General features: G+C 41.0%; 14 protein-coding genes, 2 tRNA genes, 1 pseudogene, 1 riboswitch and 1 other annotated feature. Of the genes and pseudogenes, 8 read left to right on the forward strand and 9 right to left on the reverse strand.

Annotation, left to right across the window (positions count from 1 at the left end; all coding sequences use genetic code 11):
• The first annotated feature begins 6 nt into the window (after positions 1–6).
• On the forward strand, positions 7–894 hold the full coding sequence (locus DEF30_RS05150; RefSeq protein WP_294097147.1) for a LysR family transcriptional regulator: 888 nt from the start codon (positions 7–9) through the stop codon (positions 892–894).
• A 139-nt stretch (positions 895–1,033) separates the two neighbouring features.
• Positions 1,034–2,359: a 30S ribosomal protein S12 methylthiotransferase RimO gene (gene rimO / locus DEF30_RS05155; protein WP_294097150.1), complete on the forward strand. Its 1,326-nt coding sequence runs from the start codon at positions 1,034–1,036 to the stop codon at positions 2,357–2,359.
• Between the two features lie 98 nt (positions 2,360–2,457).
• On the opposite strand, the pseudogene DEF30_RS12130 reads toward rimO, so the two are convergent.
• The 4 genes and pseudogenes from DEF30_RS12130 to DEF30_RS05170 form a co-directional block, all read right to left on the reverse strand.
• Positions 2,458–2,661 (reverse strand): annotated as a pseudogene (locus DEF30_RS12130) (DUF6199 family natural product biosynthesis protein).
• 205 nt (positions 2,662–2,866) lie between these two features.
• Positions 2,867–3,586, reverse strand: a complete 720-nt coding sequence (locus DEF30_RS05160) for a Crp/Fnr family transcriptional regulator (RefSeq protein WP_294097152.1) — start codon at positions 3,584–3,586, stop codon at positions 2,867–2,869.
• 71 nt (positions 3,587–3,657) lie between these two features.
• Positions 3,658–3,843: a hypothetical protein gene (locus DEF30_RS05165; protein WP_294097155.1), complete on the reverse strand. Its 186-nt coding sequence runs from the start codon at positions 3,841–3,843 to the stop codon at positions 3,658–3,660.
• A gap of 9 nt (positions 3,844–3,852) precedes the next feature.
• The gene (locus DEF30_RS05170) at positions 3,853–4,092 is read right to left on the reverse strand and encodes a hypothetical protein (protein WP_074911657.1); all 240 of its coding nucleotides are present in this window, start codon (positions 4,090–4,092) and stop codon (positions 3,853–3,855) included.
• 312 nt (positions 4,093–4,404) lie between these two features.
• Between DEF30_RS05170 and DEF30_RS05175 the strand changes: the two genes are divergently transcribed.
• From DEF30_RS05175 to DEF30_RS05190, 4 genes are all read left to right on the forward strand, one after another.
• A complete protein-coding gene (locus tag DEF30_RS05175; protein ID WP_294097158.1) occupies positions 4,405–5,160 on the forward strand; it encodes a hypothetical protein in 756 nt (251 codons plus the stop codon).
• Between the two features lie 183 nt (positions 5,161–5,343).
• The gene (locus DEF30_RS05180) at positions 5,344–6,531 is read left to right on the forward strand and encodes a glycine C-acetyltransferase (RefSeq protein ID WP_294097160.1); all 1,188 of its coding nucleotides are present in this window, start codon (positions 5,344–5,346) and stop codon (positions 6,529–6,531) included.
• A 12-nt stretch (positions 6,532–6,543) separates the two neighbouring features.
• Positions 6,544–7,506, forward strand: coding sequence for an L-threonine 3-dehydrogenase (locus DEF30_RS05185; RefSeq protein ID WP_294097162.1), 963 nt, complete (start codon positions 6,544–6,546; stop codon positions 7,504–7,506).
• Positions 7,507–7,530: 24 nt separating this feature from the next.
• On the forward strand, positions 7,531–7,968 hold the full coding sequence (locus tag DEF30_RS05190) for an ACT domain-containing protein (RefSeq protein WP_031574984.1): 438 nt from the start codon (positions 7,531–7,533) through the stop codon (positions 7,966–7,968).
• Positions 7,969–8,059: 91 nt separating this feature from the next.
• Here DEF30_RS05190 and DEF30_RS05195 read toward each other — a convergent pair whose 3' ends face one another.
• Both DEF30_RS05195 and DEF30_RS05200 read right to left on the reverse strand, forming a co-directional pair.
• A complete protein-coding gene (locus tag DEF30_RS05195) occupies positions 8,060–8,530 on the reverse strand; it encodes a hypothetical protein (protein ID WP_294097164.1) in 471 nt (156 codons plus the stop codon).
• Between the two features lie 206 nt (positions 8,531–8,736).
• Positions 8,737–9,276 carry a folate family ECF transporter S component gene (locus DEF30_RS05200; RefSeq protein WP_294097355.1) on the reverse strand — a complete coding sequence of 180 codons (540 nt, stop codon included), beginning with the start codon at positions 9,274–9,276 and terminating at the stop codon, positions 8,737–8,739.
• Between the two features lie 66 nt (positions 9,277–9,342).
• Positions 9,343–9,446: riboswitch (THF riboswitch) on the reverse strand.
• A gap of 246 nt (positions 9,447–9,692) precedes the next feature.
• Between DEF30_RS05200 and DEF30_RS05205 the strand changes: the two genes are divergently transcribed.
• Complete coding sequence (locus tag DEF30_RS05205) at positions 9,693–10,934, forward strand: aminopeptidase P family protein (protein WP_294097166.1); 1,242 nt, start codon at positions 9,693–9,695, stop codon at positions 10,932–10,934.
• A gap of 134 nt (positions 10,935–11,068) precedes the next feature.
• Here DEF30_RS05205 and DEF30_RS05210 read toward each other — a convergent pair whose 3' ends face one another.
• The 3 genes from DEF30_RS05210 to DEF30_RS05220 all read right to left on the reverse strand — a co-directional run bounded on the left by DEF30_RS05210 (position 11,069) and on the right by DEF30_RS05220 (position 15,190).
• On the reverse strand, positions 11,069–12,910 hold the full coding sequence (locus DEF30_RS05210; RefSeq protein ID WP_294097168.1) for a hypothetical protein: 1,842 nt from the start codon (positions 12,908–12,910) through the stop codon (positions 11,069–11,071).
• Between the two features lie 2,031 nt (positions 12,911–14,941).
• Positions 14,942–15,028: transfer RNA gene (locus DEF30_RS05215), tRNA-Leu, on the reverse strand.
• A gap of 86 nt (positions 15,029–15,114) precedes the next feature.
• Positions 15,115–15,190, reverse strand: a tRNA-Ala gene (locus DEF30_RS05220).
• A 231-nt stretch (positions 15,191–15,421) separates the two neighbouring features.
• Positions 15,422–15,659: a binding site (T-box leader), on the forward strand.
• Between the two features lie 65 nt (positions 15,660–15,724).
• Here DEF30_RS05220 and metG point away from each other — a divergent pair.
• Complete coding sequence (metG, locus tag DEF30_RS05225; protein ID WP_294097170.1) at positions 15,725–17,644, forward strand: methionine--tRNA ligase; 1,920 nt, start codon at positions 15,725–15,727, stop codon at positions 17,642–17,644.
• Positions 17,645–17,951: the final 307 nt, after the last annotated feature.

The raw sequence follows: 17,951 nt of genomic DNA on the forward strand, positions 1-17,951 counted from the left end.
GAGAAGATGAAAGTACGGGATCTGGAAATATTTCTTGCTGTGGCGGAGTCGGGCAGTTTCACCAAAGCTTCAGAAAAACTGTATCTGGCGCAGCCCAGTGTTTCAAGGACCATAAAGCAGCTGGAGGACCTTTATGGGGTTCAGCTCTTTGAGCGTTTCGGGAAAAAAACACTGCTTACAGAAGCAGGAGAAACTTTTCTTTATCATGCGCGTCGCATGATCCATGAAAAAGAATCTTTGGAAGAGGCCATGAAAGACCATGAAAAAACCCTCCATCTGAGGATTGGATCCAGTCTGACCATTGGTACGTATATTCTTCCTCAGGTGGTGAGGCTCCTCCAAGAGAAGAGCAGCAGCATCAAGTTCTCGGTGCAGGTGGAGAACTCCCAAAGCATCATAAGGAAAATCAAGGAGAATATTCTGGATGTGGGCATCATTGAAATTCCTTCATTAGACTCGTCCATAGACAGTAAAGTGATTCTAAGAGACCGGTTGGTACCAGTCTGTTCTCCCAAGTATCATCTGGATTCCCATAGGATTTTTTCATGGCAGGAGCTTACAGAAGAACCGCTGCTGTTAAGAGAGAAAGGAAGCGCTGGAAGAGATCTTCTGGATGAGCGGTTCAGGAATATGAGTGGAGAGCCCACAGTGCTCATGGAGAGCAGCACCAATGAATCCTTGGTTTCTGCTGCAAGAGAGAATCTAGGGGTCGCCGTGCTGTCTCATTTCATCGTGGAGCCTTCCATCAAGCTGGGGCTGCTCCGAGAAATAAAGATGGAAGGAGAACCTTTCCTAAGAACCTTCCACCTGATCTGGCATAAAGATAAGTATATGAAGGAAGAAATGAAAGAAGCTTTGTCCTTCATTGAAAAAGAGATGGGAAAATGGATGTGACTCTTCCAAAGAGAATGGATAAATCCTAGGTGGGCTAAGTTTTTTCATTCGTTGTGATGCTCTTGGCACGGTTTCCAATTAAAGATATAATAGTAACGTTGTAAAAAAGTGGAAACTTATGGGATAAAGGGAGAATTGTATGGAGAAATATAAATTAGGGCTTGTGAGCCTCGGCTGCGACAAGAACCGGGTGGATTCAGAAATCATGCTGGGTATGCTGAAAAACACCTATGAGATCACCGAAGAGCCCAAGGAAGCGGACATCATCATAGTGAACACCTGTGGCTTTATTGAAAGCAGCAAGCAGGAGTCCATTGACACCATCTTAGAGATGGCGGAGTATAAGAAGGATCATAACTGCAAGCTTCTCATGGCTACGGGGTGCCTCACCCAGCGCTATGGGGAAGAGCTGTTAAAACTCATGCCGGAGCTGGATATCATTCTTGGGGTGAACAACTACGGCTTCCTGGACCAGTATGTGGAAAAATTCATCAAGACCCGTGAGCGAATCATGGCAGTGGATTATCTCGATTCTGGGATCAATGAAGGAGAAAGAATCCTCACCACTGGATTTGGACAGACAGCCTATTTAAGAATTTCAGAAGGCTGCAGCAATCACTGCACGTACTGCATCATTCCAAAGATTCGTGGAACCTATCGAAGCAGACCCATGGAGAAGATCCTGGAAGAAGCGAAGACCCTTGCCAAAGGAGGCGTTCAGGAAGTCATCGTGGTGGCACAGGACACCACAAGATACGGAACGGATCTTTACGGGAAAAAGGCACTGCCGGAGCTTTTAAGAAAGCTGAAGGAAATCGAAGGCATCAAGTGGATCCGTGTGCTGTACCTGTATCCGGAAGAGTTCACCGAGGAGCTCATTGAAGAGCTGAAGACCAATGAGAAGGTAGTGAAGTATCTGGATCTTCCCATCCAGCACATCAGTGATGGTGTTCTGAAGAGAATGGCCAGAAGAACTAAAAAAGAGGATCTTCTTTCTCTCTTAAGAACCCTGAGACATGAAATTCCGGATCTGGTGCTGAGAACGTCTCTCATCGTGGGATTCCCGGGAGAGACCGATGAGGAGTTTAAAGAGCTTTATGACTTTGTGGATGAGATTGAGTTTGACAAGCTGGGTGTATTCACCTATTCCAAAGAAGAAGGAACTGCAGCGGCACTCATGAAGGGGCAGATCCGTAAGGATGTCAAAGAACGCAGAAGAAACCTCATCATGGCAAGGCAACAGGAAGTCAGCAGAAGAATTCTGGAACGTAAAGTAGGCAAGACCTATGAGGTCCTTGTGGAGGGCATGGGAGAAGACGGCTATTATGGCAGAAGCTTCGAAATGGCACCGGAAGTGGATGGTATGATCATCATCGAAACGCAGAAGGACCTGATGGTAGGATCTTTTGTGGACGTGAAAATCATAGAGGCACTGGAGTATGACCTCGTGGGTGTCCTTATATAGCTGCCTTTTTCAAGAAACAAATCATCAGTAAGTATAAAATGAAAGCATAACAAAAGGGATTTGCAGCAAATCCCTTTTGTGTTATCCAGTATTATTTCTTATCTAAAAAACAGCTCCGTTACAACGCCTGCCAAACCCACGAGGAAGCACATGATCCCGCCAAATTTGATGTTAATGTCATAGAGCTCTGATGGACCAGAGACTTTCTCTGATTTTCAGGACTCGGTGAGTCTCCAAAACCAATCCGTCTTGAAAAACATTATTAATCCAAGTGACATGAGCATGACCGCTAAAACTATCATGGTTTTCCCCCTTTATTGCTTACCAGAATGATAAAAAAAGGATATCTTTATGTGGGTTCAAAGGCTTGTGTAAGGATACCCGTAATCTGACCTGTATACACACAGTATACTTGATATTGATGGAATATTCTTTATAAAGTAGATTTCCAATCATATAATAAAAGACCATGCATTTTTTGCATGGTCTTAGTTGATTAAAGGAAAGCTATTCCCGGTCCAGTATGGCTTTCAACCGTTCTTGGTCCAGAATGGTGATGTTTCTTTGTCCCTGAAGAGACAGGATCCCCTCATCCTGGAGAGCAGAAAGCTTACGGCTTAAAGTCTCCTGGGAAGTACCAATGATGCTGGCAAGAGTTCCTTTACTGAAAGGAAGTTTGAAAGCTTTCATGGAGAATTCATTGGAAAGATCCAGAAGATACTTGGCGATGCGCTGCTCCACATCATAGAGCCCGATGGATTCTACGATATCCAGAATCTGCACATTTTTCTTAGCGTACTGCTCCAGAATCTTCAGCCCCATTTCCGGATGGGAGAGGATGAGCTCTTTGATGTCCTGTCCCTTTAGGATGCAGAGATTGGTCCGTTTCATGGCTTCCGCTGTGTTCAAGATGGGCTGACTGTCAAAAAGAGCATGTTCACCTAAAAAGCTTCCGGGTCCAAGAACGTGGAGAATCTGCTGTCTCCCCTGGCTGGACAGCTTATAGATCTTCACTTCTCCCATATTGATGATATAGAGATTGTCCCCAGGGTCACCAGGAGAGAAGATGAGTTCTCCTTTATCAAAGGTTTTATGGACGGATTTACTCAAAATCAGTCTCTTTTGTTCAAAAGTAAGGGAGTCAAAAAGAGTAATCTGATCTACGCAGGAGACTCCATTTCTCTTGCAGCTGTCACAGCTGCACTTGCATCCAGTTTCTAGCAGCATAGCTTCACCTGTCCTTTTGTCGATAATCACTACAGCTTAAAAAACAGGATACCATAAGCATCCTGTTTTTACTATTCCAGTATACCTTCTTTTTTCAGCAGGGATTCCAGATTGGATACTTTGTGAGACAGCATCCTGAATTTTTCTTTGATTTTTTCTTCTGCACTATCTTCTGTTAAAATGGCTTCCATTTCGCTTACATCAGTTAATGCTGCTTCGATGTCTTCGTTGATTGCATCCAGTATTTCTTTTTTCATTCTACACCTCTAGTTTAATTCTTCTTGCTGTTCCCCACTCATGGGATGTATGAAAGGAGCTCTGAAAGAGAATTCTCTTTCATGTCCACAGTCTTCACAGATACATAGGGTGATATTTTCGGGCTTTCCGCTGTCAAAGCGAAGACCCACCGATTCAGTGAGAAAGTTACCACCGCAGAGTTCGCAAGGGGTATTGTTGATGATGATATATTCACTTTCTACAAACTTCATGACTTCATTTAAATTCACACGAGTTCCTCCCTTAGGAATAATTCTTCCCTATGTTAGCACTAAGATGCATTTTATGCAATAAAGATTATGGGGCTAAGGAAAAAAGATTTTCAAGTGGGTAGAGAAATTATGCTCCTTCCCCTATAATAGATAATATACTGAAAATTAGACCAATGGGAAATTTCAAACAGTTTTAAGGTGTCTGGAAAAGTTCTCCCATGAGGGTTTTGGAATGAACATGAAGATTTGAATCTGGACCTTCAAGAAGTTCATGCAGAAGACACCAGATAAATACTGGGCTAATTTTTATCCATGGAGGTGAGGGAGCGGTTGGAAAAAACAGTACATTCTTTTGAGATCATCAATGAAAACATCATCATTAAAAGAATAGACAAGTCTCTTCTTACCTATGGAGAAATCCGCATTCCCAATTATCTTCGGGACTTTTTTCATTTTCATGAGATGGAGAAGCATGACCGGTGGGATATTGAAATCACCTATCATCATTCCCTTTACTATGGAGTGCTGTATCTGGATGACTACAAGAGACTCCGAGGGAAGCTCCGGTGGGGCAAAGAGCTTACAAGAGAGCTGAGAAACACCGCATCAAAATATATTTATGAAAGCTACGGGTATGACATCCGGGAAGAAAATGCACCGCTTCTCCGTTTGGAGAAGGTGGACAGGCTCACCTTCCGAGCCGATGTGATATTTCCAGAGGAAGTGGAGAAGGATGCCAAGGAGTATATGCTCCATGAGGATAAATTCATCTATGGAGTGAAGGCCCGCTATGAGCTGGATCCAGACGTCCGGCTAAAGGTTCTCAAAATCCATGGGGTCAGCTGTGGCATCTGCGGTTTTAACTTTGAACACATCTATGGAGATGTGGCAAAGGGCTACATCCAGATCCACCAGATCGGCAGTGAAGGCAAGAGTTTGGAGGAGCTGGATCTGGAGAAAGATTTTATCCCCGTCTGTGATAATTGTCATGGTATTCTTCACAGAAGCAAAGAAGTGGATCTGTCCGTGAAAGAGCTGCAGCAGATCATCAAGATTCAGTCAGAACTTCATAAACTGGATAAGTAGAAAGTCTATCACATTGTATGGGTAGACTTTTTTCTTTTATCAGATTATCGATGAATGTAAAGGATTTCTTATAAAGTAATCAATTTTACGGGGAGGGTTTTCTAACTGATTCCCCTCTGTTATAATTGAGTATACGGACAAATAAAACTATTTGTAAATACACGAAGTACACAGGAGGTCGAAATGAGTAAAGCGTTAGAAAAGTTCCTATCAGAGAACCTGGACGATCTGAAGAGCAAAGGACTGTATAATGAGATTGATATTCTGGAAGGGGCCAATGGACCCAAGATAAAGATTAGAGGAAGAGAACTGATTAATCTTTCTTCCAACAACTATCTTGGACTGGCAAACGATGAGCGTTTGAAGAAGGCGGCTAAAGAGGCTACAGACAGATATGGCGTAGGTGCAGGTGCGGTAAGAACCATCAATGGTACCATGGACATTCATGATGAGCTGGAAAAGACCCTTGCAAGATTTAAAGGAACGGAAGCGGCCATTGCCTTCCAATCTGGGTTCAACTGCAATATGGGGGCAATCTCTGCGGTGATGACAAGGAAGGATGCCATCTTATCTGACGAACTCAACCATGCGTCCATCATAGATGGCTGCAGACTATCCGGTGCAAAGATCATCCGTGTGAAGCATCAGGATATGGAAGATCTCCGTGCGAAAGCAAAGGAAGCCATTGCTTCCGGACTTTATGAGAAAATCATGTACATCAGTGATGGCGTCTTCTCCATGGATGGGGATGTGGCAAACATCGATGGCATTGTAGAAGTATGCAAGGAGCTGGATATCATTTCCTATATCGATGATGCTCATGGATCAGGCGTCATGGGAAAAGGTGCTGGTACAGTGAAGCATTTCGGTCATGCCAAGAACATTGATTTCCAGATGGGGACACTGTCCAAAGCCATTGGCGTCGTCGGGGGATATGTGGCAGGAACCAAGGATCTCATTGACTGGCTGAAGGTTCGTGCAAGACCTTTCCTGTTCTCCACATCTCTCACCCCAGCCAATGCGGCAGCTTGTATTGAAGCCATCCGGATCATGGAAGAAGATCCAAGCCTTCATCAGAAGCTTTGGGAAAACGGAGATTTTCTGAAGAAAGAACTGAAGAATCTGGGCTTCAACATTGGAGAGTCTGCGACTCCAATCACACCTGTAATCATTGGAGATGAGACACTGACACAGAAGTTCTCCAGAAGACTCATCGAAGAAGGGGTTTATGCCAAATCCATCGTCTTCCCAACCGTGCCCATGGGTACCGGTAGAGTGAGAAATATGCCAACAGCCCAGCATACCAAAGAAATGCTTCTGGAAGCAGTGAGAATCTATGAAAAAATTGGAAAAGAATTAGGCGTAATATAAGGGAGAGCTACTATGAAAAAAATACTCATCACAGGTGCCATGGGCCAGCTGGGATCAGAACTGACCACTGTTTTAAGAGATCATTACGGAGCAAACAACGTCATTGGTACAGACATCAGAAGACCTGAAGAGGGTTCACCATTACTGGAAGGTCCATACGAGCTGCTTGATGTTCTGGATGGACAGAAAATGGCGGAAATTGTGAAGAATGAAAAGGTGGATACCATCATCCATCTGGCAGCTCTTCTTTCTGCCACTGCAGAAAGAAATCCAAAGTTTGCCTGGGACATCAATATGGGTGGTCTGGTGAATGCGCTGGAAGTAGCAAGGGAGAACAATACGAGCTTTTTCACACCAAGTTCCATTGGAGCTTTTGGACCAAGCACACCAAAGAAGGATACACCTCAGGATACCATTCAGAGACCAACCACCATTTATGGTGTGACAAAGGTGGCAGGAGAACTCCTTTGTGATTATTATTTCCAGAAGTTCGGGGTGGACACGAGAGGGGTAAGATTCCCGGGACTCATCGGTTATGTGACACCACCAGGAGGCGGAACCACAGATTACGCAGTGGACATCTATTACGATGCACTGAAGAAAGGTTCTTATGAATCCTACATAGACAAAGGAACCTTCATGGATATGATGTACATGCCCGACGCGCTCAATGCCATCATCCAGCTCATGGAAGCAGATCCTAAGAAGCTGATTCACAGAAACGCATTCAACATCTCCGCCATGTCCTTTGATCCGGAGATGATTGCAGCGGAAATCAAAAAACACATTACTGAATTCACCATGACCTATCAGGTGGATCCAGTAAGACAAGGCATCGCAAACAATTGGCCGGACAACATTGACTTCACAGCTGCCATAGAAGAATGGGGCTTCAAGACAGAGTATGACTTGGCAGCCATGACCAAGGATATGCTGGAAAAGCTTCGTATCAAGCTTAATATCAAGGACAGGTAAGGGAACATGAAAGAAGGTGAATTTATGGGCGATGAGCTCTATGTAGTCAACAGCAGAATCCTGCCGGAGATTTTCACAAAGGTACTGGAAGTGAAGACATTGATTCACACCGGAAAAGTGAAAGACATCAGTGAAGGTGTAAAGGCAGTAGGTATTTCTAGAAGTGCGTACTATAAATATAAAGATCATGTCTTTCTTCTTTCAGAAGGAAGCAAGGGAAGAAAAGCGACATTTTCATTCCTGATCAGCCACGAGGCGGGCGTTCTCTCCAAGATTCTGGAGACCCTCCGTCAGTTCAATGCGAATATCATCACCATCAACCAGGATATTCCGATCAATAATGCGGCAAGCATGAATCTCACCATCGATACTCAGGAGATGAACATTGGTGTGAAAGAGCTTCTGGACATTTTTGAGAAAGAAGAGTATATCATCACTGTCCAGCTGGTGGCAGTGGAATAAACACACTAAAAAAGAGCACGAGGGTGCTCTTTTTTGTTGTGTTTTTTCAGTTGTTCTATATGAGGCTACAGAATGACGACGGGGGTAAGGGTTAGAATCCGGCTTCATAGTAGTACCAATGGTCTGCAATTCTCTCTGTGTACTCATAGTTGTCACCATTCTTCTCTTCCCATCTCCACCCGTTCTTTTCCTTGGTAAAGTTTGAGGCAGTGCCCTCATAGCCCACAGGTTGATCCTCACTGGTGTAGTAAAATCCAGCATATCTGCCACCAGGTGCGATGCCTGCACCTTTGCAGAAATACTCTATGATAAGACTTTCCCCATCATTTTTCCAGTACCTTAATTTCTGTACACCTTCAAGCTCAAGAATTCTCTCATAGTCCTCGCTTTCAATACTATCATTGAGGAAATCAAGATGATCTAGAACTAGTTCTTTCGTGTTCTTCTGGTCCTGGTATCGGCCATAGGAACCAGCAAGAGAAAGAAGGAGAACGAAAGCCAATAGGATGCCTGCAGCTGCAGCAAGCTTTTTCAACAGTTTACTGAGTAAGTTATTTTTCACGGAACACCTCTCCTCTATGACAATATAGTTTTGAAGATGGATAGTATACAAGATTTAATAGTATTATCAAAAAGAGTATAACATATAGGGGGGGATATCCACTGATGAAAATCTGAAGACTTCATGAAAGATTGATAAAATAAAAAAGCAGTTCAAAAAATGAACTGCCTTAGAAATCGTCATTGGGTAAGTGGTGTGTTCGGGAGCTAACTGATCTTGAAGCGATGCCTTAGATCCTCCATGACCTTTAAAATCATGAAAAGAAGCGCAGTGTCGATGGGGAACAAAAGAACGTTTTTCAGGACACGTGCACCGAGAAGCACAATGAAAGCATCTCCATACATCATGCTGAGCCAAAGAGTTGTGAGTCCCAGGTTGATGACAAGGGTCACCAGTAAGGAACTGAGAATGACGTTCAGAAGCGTTACCTTTCTTTTGTAGAAAAAGAATCCATAGAAAACACCGATGAGAATGGCGTTCAGGGTAAATCCTGGGAAGAAGAACCCATTTGGTCTTACGATGAATCCCAATAGATCGCTGACAAAACCAATGACAGCGCCTACAAATGGTCCAAAGAGCATTCCCCCGGCGGCTATGGGCAGCGAGGCGAAACTGATCTGCAGGGTCGGACCCAGTGGGACTTTAAAGAAAGATAAGACGACGCTGATGGCGATGAGGACTCCACCGATGGTAACCACGGAGGTTTTTCTCATCTCCTGTGCGGACAACTTGACTGTGTGCATCATTTTTTCCAAAAAAATGACCTCCCTTATTATTGGTGATTCACCACATAAAGAGAAGACTCCTTGTGTGGCAACGGAATGCGGATGATGTACCGTAAACTTGTAAAGCAGTTTTTCGTCCAGTGGCAACTTCCCGTCCATCTGGCACTTAACGCACATCAACCTACTTTGCCTACTTTCATTGTATGTAATCCGGAAGACTTTTTCAACATTTTCACAAGAAATAACACAGGCGCGATTAAGTTTAGCCCAATTAATTGAGAAGGAGAAATCAGGATGCACAGTAACTCTTATATTCATACGGGTTCAGTACTAGTTTTTAGTGAAATATATCAGATTTCAGTATTTTCTGGGTTTTAGATTTTTTCAGCTGTGATACAATCAAGAAAGAAGACTATCGTATATTTGAGGAGGATGTCATGAAAGATTTTCATAAGAACAACCGAAGCCGCATTGCGGATGGGATGAAAGAAGGATCTCTGCTGCTTCTTTTTGCAGGAGAAGCCCCTAAGAAGTCTGCGGATGCAGCCTATGACTTCACACCAAACAGAAACTTTTACTATATGACAGGCATAGAAGAGGAGCATGTAATCTTAGCCCTGAGAAAAACCCCGGGGAAAGTGGAAGAGATTCTTTTTATCAAAAGAAGAGATCCGGTTTTGGTGAAATGGGTAGGAGAAACCATATCTGAAGAAAAAGCAAAGGAAGTATCTGGTGTAGAGGAAGTAAGATTCCTCGATACCTTTGAAGGGTTCCTCAACCAGAGTATTTTTAAAGATGATCTATCAAGGATCTATCTGGACCTTGAGAAAGACGGTTATGGAAGTCCAGATACGAAGGGCGTGCTGTTTGCAAAAGAAATTACAGCCAAGTATCCTCAGGTTCGTGTGAAGAACATTTACAATGAAATCTGCAAGCTGAGAGTATATAAGACAGAAGAAGAGATCGCTCTCATGAAGAAGGCCATTGAGATTACTAAAGAAGGAATTGGAAATCTCATGAAAAATGCCAAGGCTGGCATGAAAGAATATCAGCTGGAGGCACATTTCAATTTCACACTGAAGAGTCATGGCGTGAAGGACTTTGCATTCACCACCATCTGTGCCGCGGGGCAAAATGCCACAGTGCTTCATTATGTGGCCAATGACGCAGAAGTGAAGGAGAACGATCTGGTGCTTCTGGACCTTGGCGCACAGTATGGCTATTATAGCGCTGATATTTCAAGAACCTTCCCTGTCAGCGGTAAGTTCACCGAAAGGCAGAGAGTGTTTTATGACATCGTTCTGAAAGCCCATGATGAAGTGCTGAAGATGCTGAAACCCGGTGTTCCTTATGCAAGAATCAATGAACTGGTTCATGAGATCTATGCAAAAGAACTGAAGGCTCTGGGCCTCATCGAAAAAGATGAAGAGGTGAGAAAGTACTATTATCATAATACCTCCCATTTCCTGGGACTGGATACCCATGATGTGGGCAGAAGAGAAGGTCTCCTGGAAGAAGGTATGGTCATCACAGTGGAGCCGGGTCTCTATATTGAAGAGGAAGGCATCGGCATCCGGCTGGAAAATGACATCCTGATCACCAAAGACGGTATGGAGAATCTCTCCATTGACATTCCAATACGTCCTGAAGAGGTAGAAGCGTTTCTCGCAGTAAGTTAATAAGAATTAAATGCATGAACTAATCGTTCATGCATTTAATTCTTGTGAGGACTATTTTGGCTACCATAATTAATTAAAATATCAAAAAATATTAGGTTAGCTTTATTTGATATGAATAAAAATGACAAGTAAGATTACTTTTCTTTTTCAATGGGTTGAATTTTCAGTTTCCAAGCTGAGTGTTTCTCATCATATTCAGTTAAAACAGCCTTATATTGGTCTCCAGAATGAACTTTGTCTGATAAACATTTTATATATCCATGCCCCAATTTTCCAAATTCAGAAATATGAATGTTTCCATTGTATGTGTTTCCGTACATTCTAAACTCTACTAATGCAAAGTGATCTATTACATCATACACTGTGGCATGAATAATATCTCCAATTTGCACATCTCGTCCTTTGTCTAGTCCTTTATTAATACGAGCTCCAATTGATAATGCGCTATGAAGAGCATAGTGCACACATAGTCTCCACTCGTCTGTCAAAATAACAGATGAATCTCCCTTATGTTGCCAACGATAGGTTTGAGACACAGGAAGGAAGTTACCTAAAAAACCTAAGCGATATAAATCTTCGATAACTTGTCTAAATTTTAATTCTAAAACCGTCCCTGAGTAAAATTGGGATATTTTTTTAGATAGTTCATTTACAGAAAAAGTTGTACGATATCCAGTAAAACACGTTATGATATCATTTATTTCTTCGGACGTATATAACGCTCGTAACTCTTCTTTTATTTCTTGTAAACTATCTTCAGCATATACTTTTGAAGTGGAATCAAACAATATTTGAGAGAATGTTTTTGTTTGATTATGTAAACTGCTTTGTGCAACGGTTATTAAGCGTACCATATCTCGGGGTTTACACCAACTGTTATTAAGGATATAGCTAGCTGCTTCCATTCCATGAATTTTCTCGGGAAACCATTGACGATAAATGTTTAAACTATCATTAGGATATACTTCAGAACAAACGGCAATTCTTTTGAGCAATATTTGAATAATTGGATGAGCATGTGAATTACTATTAGTATAACTCCAATTAAGCGGGACAGAAAAACCGGATGTCACCTTATTGATTTCTTTTGTTACAATATATCGTGATATTGCTGTCAAAATTTCGCTTCTTACTGAGCAAATTATTTTAGTGTTGTCAAAATTATTTGATGCAAAATTTGTATTTAAACGCTTTACAGTAAAGATTAGATCTCGAATAATATATAGATCTCGCTTGAAAACATCTAAATCACCATAATAAGCTTCAAGTTCATCGATAAAGATGTAGTATGGAATGTCTGAACGAGTTAAATGAGAAAATGCTTCTTCAGCTTTATCTACTATTGACACAAAGTCATGATAAGGCTTACTGTTAGGATTTTGCAAATCAACTTCAAGTTCAGGCGATACTTCTGTCATAGTAGTAACATCTCTATAAGGCATAGAAAGTTTTACTTTATTTGCCAAGGAAAATTTTCTGTTGGTACTCGAGGTTTTAATTTGCTCAACAGTTTTTTCAAATTTTCTCCAATGCTCGTTATCAATAAATAGATTCCTTCCGTATGTTTCGTTGTCGTTTACTATTTGTTTGAACAAAATCCAACGCCAAACATATTCAAATTCTGTAGCATCAATCAATGCTCCTTGTTCTACTACTATAGAAGATAATACCTGATTTGAAAATTCTTGAAGTACATTTCTTCTGGCGTCTGTAAAGTCATCTTTAAAAAAAATAAATGAAGAGCAAGTACTTTGGTCGATTGTTTTTAGTTCATTATCTAAGTAGAATAAAAGTGCAGTTTTACCCGTTCCTTTAAAACCTGTAACAAAGCAATGGGTTCCATGTGTTAACTGATGTAGGTTAAAGTGATCTGCTACAACAAATGTCTTAATAAAATTATCCCAACCATCAAATTTAATCTCATCTTTTGCATCTGGTTTTCCAGCATAAAGGTCTTTAATTTTAATATCTTTCACTTTTACATCCCACCTTTCATATTAGATTATATAATGATTTGTGTATAAGAAAAAGTGGAAGAAGAAAAATTCATGCACTTAATAGTATGTATTTTAAATAAATTAATCATCGATTATGCGATTATTAAACTTTGAAAATAATCCATTGATATAACTAAAGTCCAATAATTTATCAATATTATTTAAGTGTTTAATTATATATACGAATAATAAATTGATTGGAAATTTATAGATTGCAACAATTAGTGATTAGTAAAATATTATAATGATAAAAACACGTGAAAAGTATATTGAACTTAAATCATTCAATTATTTAACCTAAATAATTGGAAACCTATGAGTTTAAGGGCTTAGATCTTTTACTAGCTTTGTGACTATTATGATAAATTAAATGAACTCGAATTTCTGTTAAGGATTATTGCGAAACCAAAATAAAATATAAATAAGTTCTTTACATGATGAGTTTACTGTAGTACGCACTTCAATATAATACTATTTTGATTTCAGGTGTAGTAATCTGTCTTATGATCTCGGATTACTCTTCATCAGAGTATCTAATCATAATATCGGAGTTGATTGCCTTCTTAAATAATACTTCGCGATAGCTTGAAGAAAAGTTCATTCCCTCGATTCTGTTATTGAACAGCTGATTAATATAAACATAGCTGGTTATCATGTAGATGATGTAGCCGATTATTAACGTTACGATACTCTGTTTTCTGCGGTACTTGAGAAGGAAGCGCTAGCCTCACAACCCGCAATTTAAGAATCGTGATCTCTTTCGAACAGAATGACATAAAGATGTTCAACGATATTCCAGAGCATTGCGATAATATGACACATAACCCCTCTAAAAAATAGTAAATCGTCCTAGTTTTAGACCCCACTAATTTTGAAATCTATGGAAATTATGATATAAAAATATATATCTATCACTACGACACTAAAGGGTAGCATCCAATGCTTCTCTAAGTGTGAATTACCAGAGATATTATGAAGTTTATGCTCCGTAAAGGATGCGAGTATACTTCTATTGGAATGATTAACTTAATTGATTCTGTTTTGTTCTCCTAAAGGATAGCGGTTACGGAAGAAACAATTCTTGTGAGAGGTGATAACAGTTTTTCTGCCCTTCAGTTATTTGATTTCCTTGAAGAATATGGGGACTTATTATTTGTTTAGCTGATGGCCAGTGCAATATTACATAAATTCTCAAGTTATGAGGAAAATCTGATCTTAACCAGCTATAAGACTTATTATTGAAAATATCACTGTAATTATGTTGACTTCTTCTACCTGATAAAATTCTTGGATAGAAACAGGCATGTAGTACTCAAGATTGAAGGTTCTACTGGGGAACTAGTCCCCACAATAGCATTATCATAAATTCAATGATGTTACATACTCCTGATATTTTAAAAAACTACAGCAAACGTGGCAACATAGACAACTAGAACTAGTAATTCAGGATTATATTAAACTAGATCATTTAAAGAGTTCGTCCTTCATAGCCGATTAGGCGAAAGCCTCGATTCTTGCTGTTGCATATAGTCTTATCAACGCTATGAAAGAGCTGGTCCTGTTAGTAAAATTCTCAAAAAGCAGAATGTCTTTCATCAGAACTGTCTTTGTTAAAAATGCGGGAAAAACAGTTTCTTGTGTAATATATATATAAAGATGATACTCTAAATCTGTGCAACTAACAAAGAGTCCATATTGAGAATATTAGAGAGGACCCATATGTTGGGCTTGGGATAAGCACTTTAGTTTTATGGGCTTCTCGAAGTCCAATGAAGCGTTAGATTAATTAATAAACACTAAAGAGAGAAATGCAAAGTATGGCTGCTCAAATGTGCTTAAATTTAGCTGTTGCTGTTTTTAAACAATATAGACCCCGCAAAAATAGTTAGTAAGCAAATATCGTATGATTATCTTGTTTGATGAATAGTCTTGTGTATTTATTAAAGTAGAATTTTGAGTTAGTGAAAGTAAAAAAAAGAATGATCTCTTCATAGAAAAGATCATTCTTTGTGGTGCAGATAACAGGAGTCGAACCTGCACGAAGTTTCCCCCACTAGCACCTGAAGCTAGCGCGTCTGCCAATTCCGCCATATCTGCATATTCTGTTTAAAACCTACTATACTGTTATATCAGTGTTCATAGGGTTTTGTCAAGGGTTTATTTCCTGACAGTTAAAAAATGAATGGTGGAGACGATGGGACTCGAACCCACGACTTCCACACTGCCAGTGTGGCACTCTCCCAGCTGAGCTACGCCCCCAAACAAATTATATTATATAACAGGAACGAGAAAATATCTATAGGAAAGGAGATAAAAATTCTTCAAAGCATGATAAAACCTTGAATCGCAGATGCTCCTTCAAAAGAAAGCGCTGGTTTTTCCTTGGACAGCAGAGGTTTTACAAGGTCCTGCCGGGAGGAAGAGTGAAAAAGAACAAAAAAGAAGGAATCATTGCATATTTTCATCTTCTTTGCTAGAATAAAGTACGATATATAGACGTAGAAGAGAAGAGTACAGAATGAATGCTTTTCAGAGAGCCTCCGGTTTGGTGTAAGAGGGGTAAAGAGGAAATTCTGGAAGATGGCCTTGGAGTCTTGCATCTGAATAATCAGGATGCACGGATGCCACCGTTAAAGGGCAGGGTGATGAGTAGTCACCTTTTGAGGCAGTCTTGCTGTGAAGCGGCTGCAAAGTAGAGTGGTAACACGTTGTAAAACACGTCTCTATGATCTGGATTCAGATCATAGAGACTTTTTTATTTGTAACATTGAACTGATTTAGGAGGAAGGATTCATGAAGAAAACCTATTACATTACAACCCCCATTTACTATCCATCAGCAAACCTGCATATCGGAAATACTTATACCACAGTGGCGGCAGATGCCCTGGCAAGGTACAAGAGAAAAGACGGCTTTGATGTGATGTTCCTCACAGGAAGCGATGAGCATGGCCAGAAAATCCAAAGACTCGCAGAAGACAAAGGCGTGACCCCAAAAGAGTATGTGGACCATATTGTTGCAGGCATCAAGGACCTTTGGAAGCTCATGGACATCAGCTATGACAAGTTCATCAGAACCACCGATGCAGATCATATCAAAGTGGTGCAGGATATTTTCAAGAAGCTTTACGACCAGGGAGACATTTATAAGAGTGTTTATGAAGGATGGTACTGCACACCGGATGAATCCTTCTGGACAGATTCACAGCTGAAGGATGGCAAGTGCCCAGACTGTGGACGAGCAGTAGAAAAGGCTAAGGAAGAAGCCTACTTCTTTAAAATGAGCAAGTATGCAGATAGACTCATCAAGCACATAGAGGATCATCCTCATTTCATTCAGCCAGAATCCCGGAAGAATGAAATGCTCAACAACTTCTTAAGACCGGGTCTTCAGGATCTTTGTGTATCCAGAACCAGTTTCGACTGGGGCATTCCAGTGACCTTCGATGAGGGCCATGTGGTTTATGTGTGGATCGATGCGCTTTCCAACTATATCACAGCTTTGGGATATGGTTTAAATGATGACACCTTATATAAGAAGTACTGGCCTGCCGATGTGCATCTCATTGGTAAGGACATCCTAAGATTCCATACCATTTACTGGCCCATCATGCTCATGGCTTTAGATATCGAACTCCCCAAACAGGTGTTTGGCCACGGTTGGCTTCTTGTGGATGGTGGAAAGATGTCCAAATCCAAAGGAAATGTGGTGGACCCAGTGGTTCTTGTAGAGCATTTTGGCGTGGATGCGGTGCGTTACTTCTTATTAAGAGAGATTCCTTTTGGCAGCGACGGACTTTTCAACAATGAAACCTTCATCAAGAAAATCAACTCCGACCTTGCCAATGATCTTGGAAACCTTCTGTCCAGAAGCGTCTCCATGGTGGACAAGTATTTTGAAGGAGTCATTCCAGAGAGATGTGACGAAGGAGACTTTGACAAGGATCTGGTGCAGCTTGCAGAAAAGACCAGTGTACTCGTTGGAGAAGCCATCGATACACTGAAGATTCCAGAGGCGCTGAGCCATATCTGGACCCTCATTGGCAGAGCGAATAAGTACATTGATGAAACTACACCTTGGATCCTTGCAAGAGATGAAGAAAAGAAAGCAAGACTTGGGGGCGTACTGTACAACCTGGTGGAGACTTTAAGAATTGTCGCAGCTCTAGTGGAGCCTTTCCTGCCTACTACAGCGCAGAAGGTCAAAGAGCAGATTGGCGCAGAAGATATTTCCTTTGACAGCGTGAAGAGCTTCGGTGGAACCAAAGCGGGTGTTTCTGTAGCCAAGGGAGAAATCATCTTCCCAAGAATTGATGTGGAGAAGAAGCTGGAAGAGCTGGATGCGCTAAATGCACCCGAGACCCCAAAGAAAGAAGTGAAGCCATTGAAGGAAGAGATCACCATTGATGATTTTGCAAAGCTTGATCTTCGGGTGGTAAAAGTGCTGGAATGCGAGCCGATCAAGGGAGCCAAGAAGCTTCTGAAACTGAAAGTGGACCTTGGAAACGAGATCCGTCAGGTGGTGTCCGGCATCGCAGAACACTATGAGCCAAAGAATCTCATTGGTAAAAAAGTGGTCCTGGTAGCAAATCTGAAACCTGTGAAGCTTAGAGGAGAACTTTCTCAAGGAATGATTCTGGCAGCCTCTGATGAGGATGCACTATCCATCGTCTCACTGGATAAAGAAATGGAAGAAGGAACAGTAGTGAGCTAAATCCTATCACTACATATATAAGGAAGGGAGGTTCTGCACGTTGAAGAGATGTGCAGAGCCTCCTTTTTCATGCTATAGGGCTGGATGTAGAGGATAGACTGTGGATGAATGTTGAAATGAGAGATGTGAATTTCAGCTTTTGATTTTGATGTGCACAATAATTCATGATACACTGAAAAAGGACTTATTTTTTAGTGCGTACGACCAAGAAAAGTAAAAAAACAGTGCGAAAAAGGGTCCAATTATGACAAAAAACTTACGAAATAGAGACGTTTTAGAAAATTAATAGCTGTGAAGAGTCCTTTAC

This window comes from Proteiniclasticum sp., from assembly GCF_003514505.1.
In the GTDB taxonomy this organism is placed as follows: domain Bacteria; phylum Bacillota; class Clostridia; order Clostridiales; family Clostridiaceae; genus Proteiniclasticum.

What these genes read in the sequence shown, in the direction of transcription:
- DEF30_RS05160 (WP_294097152.1), bottom strand. Translation starts at nt 3,586, where the DNA reads ATGCTGCTAGAAACTGGATGCAAGTGCAGCTGTGACAGCTGCAAGAGA.
- DEF30_RS05190 (WP_031574984.1), top strand. Translation starts at nt 7,531, where the DNA reads ATGGGCGATGAGCTCTATGTAGTCAACAGCAGAATCCTGCCGGAGATT.
- DEF30_RS05185 (WP_294097162.1), top strand. Translation starts at nt 6,544, where the DNA reads ATGAAAAAAATACTCATCACAGGTGCCATGGGCCAGCTGGGATCAGAA.
- DEF30_RS05200 (WP_294097355.1), bottom strand. Translation starts at nt 9,276, where the DNA reads ATGATGCACACAGTCAAGTTGTCCGCACAGGAGATGAGAAAAACCTCC.
- DEF30_RS05165 (WP_294097155.1), bottom strand. Translation starts at nt 3,843, where the DNA reads ATGAAAAAAGAAATACTGGATGCAATCAACGAAGACATCGAAGCAGCA.
- DEF30_RS05180 (WP_294097160.1), top strand. Translation starts at nt 5,344, where the DNA reads ATGAGTAAAGCGTTAGAAAAGTTCCTATCAGAGAACCTGGACGATCTG.
- DEF30_RS05150 (WP_294097147.1), top strand. Translation starts at nt 7, where the DNA reads ATGAAAGTACGGGATCTGGAAATATTTCTTGCTGTGGCGGAGTCGGGC.
- DEF30_RS05205 (WP_294097166.1), top strand. Translation starts at nt 9,693, where the DNA reads ATGAAAGATTTTCATAAGAACAACCGAAGCCGCATTGCGGATGGGATG.
- metG (WP_294097170.1), top strand. Translation starts at nt 15,725, where the DNA reads ATGAAGAAAACCTATTACATTACAACCCCCATTTACTATCCATCAGCA.
- rimO (WP_294097150.1), top strand. Translation starts at nt 1,034, where the DNA reads ATGGAGAAATATAAATTAGGGCTTGTGAGCCTCGGCTGCGACAAGAAC.